We start from the raw sequence: 1,887 nt of genomic DNA, 5'->3' as shown, positions 1-1,887 counted from the left end.
AGAGTCATCGAATGAAACATCGAGAAACAATTTTTGAATAAAAAAGTGCACAAAGTTATCTAGCAAAAAGTGCACAATTGTCCTTGACAGTTACAGTTTCTAGGATAAAGAAAGAGATTAGGAAATTTTCCTAATCTCTTTCTTTATATATTATACAGTCAGTATTTTATAATATTCTTCCTTAGCATTAAGTCTTCTTATGCTTATTTATGATACGTTCCCTATATTTAATCATATTATCGTAATAATGTTCTTCTTCCATTTTCTGATATATCTCTATAGATGAAGTAATTTCCTCATTTAAAGCTGAGTGTTGATTCGTTAATTCCTCTGAAATTGATAACTGAAAGGATACCATTATTTTCCAATGAATATTGTCATAGCTGGAGAACGCAAATAACTCTTTCTTGAGTTGTTTAATCCATTCAAAATGACCATATTCTAAACAAAAAAATCCTAAATTCAGTAAAAATGACCCATATAAGTATTTTTTATATTCAGAAGACGTTGCATAATTTTTTTCTAACTTTCTCTTAACTAATTTAATAAATTCAAAGTCAAAACACCAGATTGAGTTGCTAAAAACTGCAAATTCGAAAGGCCCCCACGAGTTTATATTGTATAAATAATTCTTTACACGATCAATGTCATGTTTATGTGTACGATTAAAACGTTCATAAGTAAAATCTTCCGTTAGCTGCGAGATGATTCTCGAACAATGTAGATAGAGATTAAACCAATAAAAATCGTGAGTCGACTCATACAACCGTAGGTATTTTACTTTCTTTTTAGGCAGTTCTTCTATATTCTCACTAACAATATTTTCTTTAAACTGAGAAAATTCAGCTCTCTTATTGTCAAAATCTTCTAAGAACATGCTGAAGTATGTGTCCATACGAATATTTAATCTATCTAGAAGTCTTGAACATAAATCAATGGAGAGTTGACTTCCTTTATTTTCAAATGTAGAAAGTGTACTTCTAGCACATATTCCCTTAGTCAATTTTCTCTGACTTACCCCACGTTCTTCCCGCAGCCTTTTAAATGCTTCATTTCTTTCCATAATTATACTCCTACCTAACCCAAAATTTCTTCTTGTTATAATATTTAAATTAATACAAAATGTTAAAGTGGACGGATTACACTACCATTATAACATTTCCTGTTGGATACAGTATAGACTTACGATAACAAGTTAATTCAATAGGAGGTGAAAGTATGTTTTTTACAATTTTTTCATTTTTTCTTCCGCTTGGTGGTGAATTTTTAGAAGATATAATTGAACCGTAAGTATATTGTTGGATTTTTGTTATTCTTTTGTTCTATAATCTTAAAACTTAAGCGAAACATCTTATTAGCAAGTTATTTTTATTCAAAACTGAAGGAAGCTCTAAAACAGAGTTCTATTTTTAAACAATATTATGGACTTGACTAAGGTTCTCTTTTCTAATTAAAAAAAGAGCTCGTTCTCTAAGTTAGAACTAAGAAAGAGTTGTTAAGTTAGCTCCAAGTCAAATGAAAATGAAAAAACACCGTTTATGGCAAAATAAGAGTCTGGAATAGTGAAAATCAAAGGTATTAGATTTTTTAATAATTGCTAAGGATTGACTTGATACCTGTCATTATTTTAATTAACAAGGGTGTGATAAATGATAACTGTTATTAATTGACAATTAATTTATGATTATATTTCGTGGCAATTTGCTAAGAAGACTATAAGTCTTATGGTAATAAGTCAAGACAAAAGTAATGGCAATAACTGGCGATCTTTTGGAAAAAGAGCATACTGAATAAACCGTCAAACTATAGAGAACGCTAGTTCTCTATAGCGAGTGCAAAAGGAGTTGCGACATTCATTTTATGAATGTTCTATATCCCTCCTTGGGG

At 29.8% G+C, this 1,887-nt stretch carries 1 protein-coding gene; it reads right to left on the bottom strand.

Annotation, left to right across the window (positions count from 1 at the left end):
* Positions 1–187 precede the first annotated feature (187 nt).
* Complete coding sequence (locus tag CLV38_RS13470) at positions 188–1,063, bottom strand: Rgg/GadR/MutR family transcriptional regulator (RefSeq protein WP_106196494.1); 876 nt, start codon at positions 1,061–1,063, stop codon at positions 188–190.
* Between the last annotated feature and the right edge of the window lie 824 nt (positions 1,064–1,887).

The sequence above is a fragment of the Alkalibacterium olivapovliticus genome, from assembly GCF_003003275.1.
Taxonomy (GTDB): Bacteria; Bacillota; Bacilli; order Lactobacillales; family Carnobacteriaceae_A; genus Alkalibacterium; species Alkalibacterium olivapovliticum.
The sequence above is the reverse complement of the archived record's forward strand: the minus strand, read 5'-3'. Positions and strand labels throughout refer to the sequence as shown.